Origin of the sequence: Cupriavidus basilensis, assembly GCF_029335485.1 — a bacterium.
Classification (GTDB): domain Bacteria; phylum Pseudomonadota; class Gammaproteobacteria; order Burkholderiales; family Burkholderiaceae; genus Cupriavidus; species Cupriavidus basilensis_E.
Genome location: NZ_JARJLM010000322.1, coordinates 1 through 7,307, shown reverse-complemented (window position 1 = coordinate 7,307; position 7,307 = coordinate 1). Strand labels below are relative to the sequence as shown.

Annotated in this window: 9 protein-coding genes and 1 pseudogene; 9 read left to right on the top strand and 1 reads right to left on the bottom strand. The window is 62.4% G+C overall.

All coding sequences use genetic code 11. From position 1 onward, the window contains the following. The first annotated feature begins 5 nt into the window (after positions 1 to 5). The 8 genes from P3W85_RS18975 (at position 6) to P3W85_RS18940 (ending at position 6,739) form a co-directional block, all read left to right on the top strand. Entirely contained in the window at positions 6 to 965 is a 960-nt protein-coding gene (locus P3W85_RS18975) for a methyltransferase domain-containing protein (protein WP_346430275.1), read from the top strand. A gap of 228 nt (positions 966 to 1,193) precedes the next feature. Continuing rightward, positions 1,194 to 1,703, top strand: coding sequence for a DUF2244 domain-containing protein (locus tag P3W85_RS18970; protein WP_017228156.1), 510 nt, complete (start codon positions 1,194 to 1,196; stop codon positions 1,701 to 1,703). A gap of 61 nt (positions 1,704 to 1,764) precedes the next feature. Then, positions 1,765 to 3,030, top strand: a complete 1,266-nt coding sequence (gene coxB, locus P3W85_RS18965) for a cytochrome c oxidase subunit II (protein ID WP_035813368.1) — start codon at positions 1,765 to 1,767, stop codon at positions 3,028 to 3,030. 23 nt (positions 3,031 to 3,053) lie between these two features. Continuing rightward, the gene (ctaD, locus tag P3W85_RS18960) at positions 3,054 to 4,658 is read left to right on the top strand and encodes a cytochrome c oxidase subunit I (protein WP_276265929.1); all 1,605 of its coding nucleotides are present in this window, start codon (positions 3,054 to 3,056) and stop codon (positions 4,656 to 4,658) included. Positions 4,659 to 4,728: 70 nt separating this feature from the next. After that, on the top strand, positions 4,729 to 4,860 hold the full coding sequence (locus tag P3W85_RS18955) for a cytochrome oxidase small assembly protein (RefSeq protein WP_276265928.1): 132 nt from the start codon (positions 4,729 to 4,731) through the stop codon (positions 4,858 to 4,860). A 17-nt stretch (positions 4,861 to 4,877) separates the two neighbouring features. Continuing rightward, positions 4,878 to 5,492, top strand: a complete 615-nt coding sequence (locus tag P3W85_RS18950; protein ID WP_276265927.1) for a cytochrome c oxidase assembly protein — start codon at positions 4,878 to 4,880, stop codon at positions 5,490 to 5,492. A gap of 45 nt (positions 5,493 to 5,537) precedes the next feature. Continuing rightward, positions 5,538 to 5,750 carry a DUF2970 domain-containing protein gene (locus tag P3W85_RS18945; protein WP_035813371.1) on the top strand — a complete coding sequence of 71 codons (213 nt, stop codon included), beginning with the start codon at positions 5,538 to 5,540 and terminating at the stop codon, positions 5,748 to 5,750. A 128-nt stretch (positions 5,751 to 5,878) separates the two neighbouring features. After that, positions 5,879 to 6,739: a cytochrome c oxidase subunit 3 gene (locus P3W85_RS18940; RefSeq protein WP_017228162.1), complete on the top strand. Its 861-nt coding sequence runs from the start codon at positions 5,879 to 5,881 to the stop codon at positions 6,737 to 6,739. 169 nt (positions 6,740 to 6,908) lie between these two features. Here the strand turns inward: P3W85_RS18940 and P3W85_RS18935 are convergent, their stop codons facing one another. Further along, positions 6,909 to 7,118 (bottom strand): twin transmembrane helix small protein, encoded by a 210-nt coding sequence (locus P3W85_RS18935; protein ID WP_017228163.1) that lies wholly within the window; start codon positions 7,116 to 7,118, stop codon positions 6,909 to 6,911. 84 nt (positions 7,119 to 7,202) lie between these two features. Here P3W85_RS18935 and P3W85_RS18930 point away from each other — a divergent pair. Further along, a pseudogene (locus P3W85_RS18930) lies at positions 7,203 to 7,307 on the top strand (SURF1 family protein); the annotation flags it as partial.

Here is a 7,307-nt window from a genome sequence, read left to right as displayed (position 1 = left end):
CTGGTTTGCCCGTGTCCCTGCATGACGCCGACTCCCCTGATGCTTATTTGCCGCCTGCGCGGCTGACCCGCCTGGCTTTCGACCGGCGCAGCGCCGGATTCGGCCAGCTTGATTTCCTGTTGGGCGAGATCGGCCAGCGCATGCAGGAGCGCATGCAGATGATCCGCCTGGCGCCGGCGCGTGCCCTCGACATCGGCTGCGGCCATGGCCGCGGCCTGGCAGCGCTGCGCGCCCAATACCCGGACGCGCAGATCGCCGGCCTGGACATCTCCGCGGCCATGCTGCGCGAGGCGGCCCAGCGCGATCCCCAGCGCCGCCCCGGCCAGGCCGGATGGCTCGGCCGCCTGCTCGGCAAGCGCCCGACCTTCGACCTGGTGCAGGGCGATCTTGCCACATTACCCTTCGCTCCGGCCAGCTTCGACCTGCTGTGGTCCAATCTCGCCCTGCACTGGCACCCCGAGCCACACAGGGTATTCCCCGAGTGGCACCGCGTCACCCGCGACGAAGGCCTGGTCCTGTTTTCCCTGTTCGGGCCGGATACGCTGGCGGAACTGCGCGCCGCCTTTGCCGAAGTCGACGGCGACGTCCATTCGCTGCGTTTTGTCGATATGCACGACATCGGCGACATGCTGGTGCACAGCGGCTGGTCCACGCCCGTGATGGACATGGAAACCCTGACCGTCACCTACGAATCGCCGCGCACGCTGTTGCGTGAAGTACAGGCCTTCGGCGGGCTGCGCGTGCCGGCCGGGGTGGGCCAGGGCCTGCGCGGCCGCAAATGGCTGGAGGCGGTGCTGGCGGCGCTCGAGCGCCGCCGCGGCGCGGACGGGCTGATTCCGCTGACCTTCGAGATCGTTTATGGCCACGCCTGGAAGCTGGCGCCGCGCGGCAGGCAGGCGGTCGACGAACTCGGGCATGCCGTGGTGCCGCTCGAAAAAATAGGCCGCGCCCGGCAGCGGCGGTAACGTTGCCGGCATGCGTGCAGTGGCCGCGCGCACCTTCCTGATGCACAAAAACTTCCCGCGCGCTAGCCCCCTGGTCAAGTAGCGGCCTTGTCCGAGTAGACGAAGCGCCCTATAATGCGCCAGTTTGTCGCAGTAGTCCCCTGGCAGAATTTGCCCCGGAATCGCACGCTCATGGTGCAGCCTGGGCGCAGTCATCCCGGGCGGGCATCCGAAGCAGAGCGGTTGGCGATGCAAGACTTGGGTATCGCATTCCAGACGGCGCAGGACAAATCCGACGGCGGTGCCGGAGGATCTGGCGCGCCGGGTAAAGACTGGCTGATGAAGCGGAATTGCTCGCTGTCTCCACGCCAGGTCGGCTGGTTTTACCTATCCATCGTCGTTGTCTCGCTTGCCATCGCCTCGTTTTTCGCGTGGCGAGGGTCATGGCTCGTGCTGCCCTTTGCCGGGCTGGATGTGCTGGGCCTGGGCATTGCCCTGCTGGTCTATGCGCGGCACGCGACAGATTACGAACGTGTCAGCCTGGCCGATGGCATGTTGGTGGTTGAATCGGTCAGCGCGGGGCAGCTTACGCGGCATGAATTCAATCCGCTGTGGGTGCGGGTTGAACTGGGTGAATCATTACGGGCGCTGGTGTTGCTGCGCTCGGGTAAGTGCGCTGTACAGGTGGGGTGTTTCGTTGACCCGTACAAGCGGCGAAAGTTCGCGCAGGAACTCGTATCGGCTTTGCGTTGCCTCTGAGGAGGTGGTTTGAAGCCCGACGAGTGACAGATTTGAATCTGTAAATTGGGTAGATAACAAAATGAAAATGTGGAAGAAGGCATCCGCAGCATGTCTGGTGGGCTTGTCCCTGCTCACCGGTCAGGCAGCCTTGGCAGTGGAGGACATGCCAGGCGGCCCCGCAGTGCGTCAGCTCAATCTGACCGAGCCGGTCACCAAGATTGCCGAGCAGATTCACTGGCTGAACTGGATGATGCTGATCATCTGTACGGTGATCTTCATCGGCGTTTTCGCGGTGATGTTCTATTCCGTGTTTACGCACCGCAAGTCCAAGGGCGCCAAGTCCGCCTCCTTCCACGAAAGCATCACCGTCGAGGTGATCTGGACCATCATCCCCTTCCTGATCGTGATCGGCATGGCCCTGCCTGCCACCAAGACGGTCGTGGCGATGAAGGACACCACCAACGCCGACCTCACCATCAAGGCCACTGGCTACCAGTGGAAGTGGGGCTACGACTACCTGAAGGGTGACGGCGAAGGCATCTCCTTCGTGTCGACCCTGACCACCCCGCGCGACCAGATCAACAACGAGGCGCCCAAGTCGAACACCTACCTGATGGAGGTGGACAACGAGATGGTGGTGCCCGTGAACAAGAAGGTCCGCGTGGTGCTGACGGCCAACGACGTCATCCATGCCTGGATGATCCCGGCCTTCGGCGTCAAGCAGGATGCGATTCCCGGCTTTGTGCGCGATACCTGGTTCAAGGCCGAGAAGGTCGGCGTGTATCGCGGCCAGTGCGCCGAGCTGTGCGGCAAGGAGCATGCCTTCATGCCCATCGTCGTGCGCGTGGTGTCCGACGCCGACTACGCCAAGTGGGTCGACGGCAAGAAAAAGGAACTCGCGGCCAAGGCCGACGACCCCAACAAGACCTGGACCCTGGACGAGCTCAAGGCCCGTGGCGAGAAGGTCTATACGGCCAATTGCGCGGTCTGCCACCAGCCGAACGGCAAGGGCGGCGGTGCCTTCCCGGCGCTGGACGGCTCCAAGATCGTCAATGGTCCGGACGCCGGCCAGATGCATATCCTGCTCGAGGGCAAGGGTGCCATGCCGGTGTGGAAGCATCTCTCCGATACCGAGCTCGCCGCTGTCATGACCTACACCCGCAACAGCTGGGGTAACAAGACCGGTGAAGTGATTCAACCGAGCGATTTCGTGAACGCCCGCGCCGGCAAGTTCCGGGAAGGCGGCGGCGCACCTGGCGCCTCCGGCGGCGATGCCGCGCCCAAGACGGAAGACAAGCCCGCTGAAAAGCAGGCAAGCGCCGCGGGTGACCGCGCGGCAGGCTGAACAGGATTTCAGGAGTTTTCGCGATGAGTACTGCTACCCCGGACGCGCTCGCCCACCCGCACGACCACGCCCACGATGAGCACCACGATCATCCGCATGGCTGGCGCCGCTGGCTGTTCGCCACCAACCACAAGGACATCGGTACGCTGTACCTGCTGTTCTCCTTCACCATGCTGCTGTCTGGCGGCGTGCTGGCATTGCTGATCCGTCTCGAGCTGTTCGAGCCGGGCCTGCAGTTCTTCCGTCCCGAACTGTTCAACCAGTTCACCACCATGCACGGCCTGATCATGGTGTTCGGCGCGATCATGCCGGCCTTCGTCGGCTTCGCCAACTGGATGATCCCGCTGCAGATCGGCGCATCCGACATGGCGTTCGCGCGCATGAACAACTTCAGCTTCTGGCTGATGCCGCCGGCAGCGCTGCTGCTGGCGCTGTCGTTCTTCGCCCCGGGCGGCGCCACTGCCGCCGGCTGGACCCTCTACGCGCCGCTGTCGGTGCAGATGGGCCCCGGCATGGACATGGCCATCTTCGCCATGCACATCATGGGCGCGTCGTCGATCATGGGTTCGATCAATATCATCGTCACGGTGCTCAATATGCGCGCACCCGGCATGACGCTGATGAAGATGCCGATGTTCTGCTGGACCTGGCTGATCACCGCCTACCTGCTGATCGCCGTGATGCCGGTGCTGGCCGGCGCCATCACCATGGTGCTGACCGACCGTCACTTCGGCACCAGCTTCTTCTCGGCAGCCGGCGGCGGCGACCCGGTGATGTACCAGCACATCTTCTGGTTCTTCGGCCACCCCGAGGTCTACATCATGATCTTGCCGGCGTTCGGGATCATCTCGCACGTCGTGCCGACCTTCGCCCGCAAGCGCCTGTTCGGCTATAGCTCGATGGTGTACGCGACCGCCTCGATCGCCATCCTGTCGTTCATCGTGTGGGCCCACCACATGTTCACCACTGGCATGCCGGTGACCGGCCAGCTGTTCTTCATGTACGCCACCATGCTGATCGCGGTGCCGACGGCCGTGAAGATCTTCAACTGGATCGCCACCATGTGGCGCGGCTCGATGACCTTCGAGACCCCGATGCTGTTCGCGATCGGCTTTATCTTCGTGTTCACCATCGGCGGTTTCACGGGCCTGATGCCGGCGGTTGCCCCGATCGACATCCAGTTGCAGGACACCTACTTCATCGTGGCGCACTTCCACTACGTGCTGGTGGCGGGCTCGCTGTTCGCGATGTTCTCGGGCTTCTACTACTGGGGTCCGAAGTGGAGTGGTTTCATGTACAACGAAACCCGCGGCCAGATCCACTTCTGGGGCTCGATGATTTTCTTCAACGTCACCTTCTTCCCGATGCACTTCCTGGGTCTGGCCGGCATGCCCCGCCGCTATGCCGACTACCCGACCCAGTTCGCCGACTTCAACGCCATCGCCTCGATCGGCGCGCTGGGCTTCGGGCTGATACAGGTGTATTTCTTCTTCTTCGTGGTGCTGCCGTCCTACCGTGGTGGCAAGGCAGCCGGGGACAAGCCCTGGGAAGGCGCAGAGGGCCTGGAGTGGACCGTGCCGTCGCCGGCTCCGTTCCATACCTTTGAAGTGCCGCCGCAGGTCAAGTAAGCCGTATCAATGCGCGGAAGGATGGGCAAAGCCCGTTCTTCCGCGTCACCCAAGCACGAAGCAAGGTGTTATGCAGGATCCAAACAAAAGTCCATCGCAGGCAGACCGCAAGGCCTCCAATCGTCGTCTCGGCCTGATTCTTTTCTCGATCGTGATGGTTTTCTTTTTGGGTTTCTTCGCCAAGATGATCCTTCTTGGCTGACGCTGCAGGGAATCGAGATGAGCATGGACCAGCAGTCGAACGATGCCACCGACAAGGGCTTTAACCGCGGGATGTTGCTGCGGTTGCTGGTGGTGGTGGCGCTGATGTTTTCGTTTGGCTATGCGCTGGTGCCGCTGTACAAGAAGATCTGCGAGATCACCGGCCTGAACGTGCTGACCACGCGCGACCTGTATGGCGGCCAGGCAAAGAACACGCAGGTGGACAAGACCCGCACCATCACGGTCGAATTCGATTCCAACGCGCGTGGGCCCTTTGCCTTCCGTCCGGTCAAGAGCAGCATGGAAGTGCACCCGGGCGAAATGACCACCATCGTCTACGAAGTGGCGAACGGGCAGGAGCGCGATATCTCGGCCCAGGCCATTCCGAGCTACCTGCCCAAGCTGGCCACGCAGTATTTCAAGAAGATCGAATGCTTCTGCTTCAAGCAGCAGACGCTGAAGGCAAAGGAAGCACGCGAGATGCCGGTGGTGTTCGTGATCGATCCGGACCTGCCGAAAGACGTAAAGAACATTACGCTGTCCTACACCTTCTTCGAGGTCGGGGCGCCGGTGGCGCAAGTGCCGCATGGGCCGCTCGATGCGCAGCAGGCCGGAGCGGGCAAGGGCATTTGAGTTGCAGCTGCCGTCGCAGCTGAAGTGGTTGTGGGGGGTGTAGCCGTGGAAGAAATGAAGGACGCGGTCAAGCGCAAGCTGTCGTTTGCGCAGACCCTGCGCGCGGTGTTCTGGTCGTTTATCGGCCTGCGCAAGGGAAGCGAGCATGAGCGCGACATGGCCCAGCTCAACCCGGTCCATGTGATTGTCGCCGGCCTGATCGGGGTAGCCATCCTGATCGCGGTGCTGATTACCGTCGTGCGCGTCGTGGTAGGGTGAGGCCACGCAGCACGGGGCAGGGCAGGAAAAAAGTAAAAAAGCAGGGCAAAAGCAGCCGCCGGTCCCGTCAGGGCTGGATGTGCGGATAACGATTACTGAATCAGAGACTCTGAGCTGGAGAAAAAAGAATGAGTGCGAATCGCGCAAACGCTCCGTACTACTTCGTACCGGGCCCCTCGCGCCATCCGATCACGGCAAGCTTTGGCTTGCTGATGACGGCCGGGGGTGCCGCTGGTTGGGTAAACGGGCAGTCCTGGGGGCCGTACCTTTGCGGCCTGGGCCTGCTGTGGTTCCTGTTCGTGCTCAAGAGCTGGTTTGGCGACGCCATCAGTGAATCCGAGACCGGCAAGTATGGCAAGAACATCGACCTGTCCTTCCGCTGGTCGATGGGCTGGTTCATCTTCTCCGAAGTGATGTTCTTCGCAGCGTTCTTCGGCGCGCTGTTCTATGCCCGCAACATCGCCATGCCGTGGCTGGGCGACCTGAACAACAAGATCCTGTGGCCCGACTTCGCCGCAGTGTGGCCGAACTCCGGACCGGCCGGTGTGGTGGAAAGCTTCCAGACCATGGGTCCGTGGCCGATCCCGACCATCAATACCGCCTTGCTGCTGATGTCCGGCGTGACGCTGACCTGGGCGCACCATGCCTTGCTGGCCAACAAGCGCAGCCAGCTGATCCAGGGCCTGGTGCTGACCATCCTGCTGGGCGCGGTCTTCATGTGCTTCCAGGTGTACGAGTACCATCATGCCTACACGGAACTGAACCTCAAGCTGACCTCGGGCATCTATGGTTCCACCTTCTTCCTGCTGACCGGTTTCCACGGCTTTCACGTGACCATGGGCGCGATCATGCTGACGGTGGTGCTGGTGCGCGTGCTCAAGGGCCACTTCACGCCCGATCACCACTTCGCCTTCGAGGGTGCCGCCTGGTACTGGCACTTCGTCGACGTGGTGTGGCTGTTCCTCTACATCGTGGTGTACTGGCTGTAAGGCACCCGACTGCAGTGGCCGCCGGCGACGCCGGCGGAATCGCCTGAAGGCCTGGCTTTTCGGCGAAGAACAACAAAAAACAAGCGCCGCAGGAGTTTTGCCAGCCTGTGGCGCTTGTTTTTTGTGGTTCAAACCAGGTAGCCAGGGTGGGCCGAGAGCCGCGCCAGGCTCAAGGTCCCATGCGGATGCCCGTGCTCTGTATCCAGCCCATCCAGTGCGAGAACAGGATGAAGATGAACAGTGCCACGGAAAAACCGACCCGGAACATCAGCGAGCGCATCATGTTTGGCGTCTTGCCGCGGTCGCGCATCATGAAGAACAGGGCGGAGGCCAGGCTGCCGACGATGAGGATGAACGCGATGATGATGATGATGCGCATGGGGGGCCCGCAAGCGCGGGGTCAGCTGGAGGTGAGGCGCCATTATCGCACCCGTGCGTGCGCAACAGCACACCGGAGCCGTCAGTGAAGATATGGCGCGGGCTCAGCCCGGTACCCATTGCCGCCGCGCTGGTGGTGATCGCCGCCACCTGCGCACTCGGCAACTGGCAGCTCAACCGTGCCCATGAG

Excerpts from the sequence above, each read along its gene's own strand:
- P3W85_RS18970 (WP_017228156.1), top strand. The coding sequence starts at position 1,194 with ATGCAAGACTTGGGTATCGCATTCCAGACGGCGCAGGACAAATCCGAC.
- coxB (WP_035813368.1), top strand. The coding sequence starts at position 1,765 with ATGAAAATGTGGAAGAAGGCATCCGCAGCATGTCTGGTGGGCTTGTCC.
- ctaD (WP_276265929.1), top strand. The coding sequence starts at position 3,054 with ATGAGTACTGCTACCCCGGACGCGCTCGCCCACCCGCACGACCACGCC.
- P3W85_RS18955 (WP_276265928.1), top strand. The coding sequence starts at position 4,729 with ATGCAGGATCCAAACAAAAGTCCATCGCAGGCAGACCGCAAGGCCTCC.
- P3W85_RS18950 (WP_276265927.1), top strand. The coding sequence starts at position 4,878 with ATGAGCATGGACCAGCAGTCGAACGATGCCACCGACAAGGGCTTTAAC.
- P3W85_RS18940 (WP_017228162.1), top strand. The coding sequence starts at position 5,879 with ATGAGTGCGAATCGCGCAAACGCTCCGTACTACTTCGTACCGGGCCCC.
- P3W85_RS18935 (WP_017228163.1), bottom strand. The coding sequence starts at position 7,118 with ATGCGCATCATCATCATCATCGCGTTCATCCTCATCGTCGGCAGCCTG.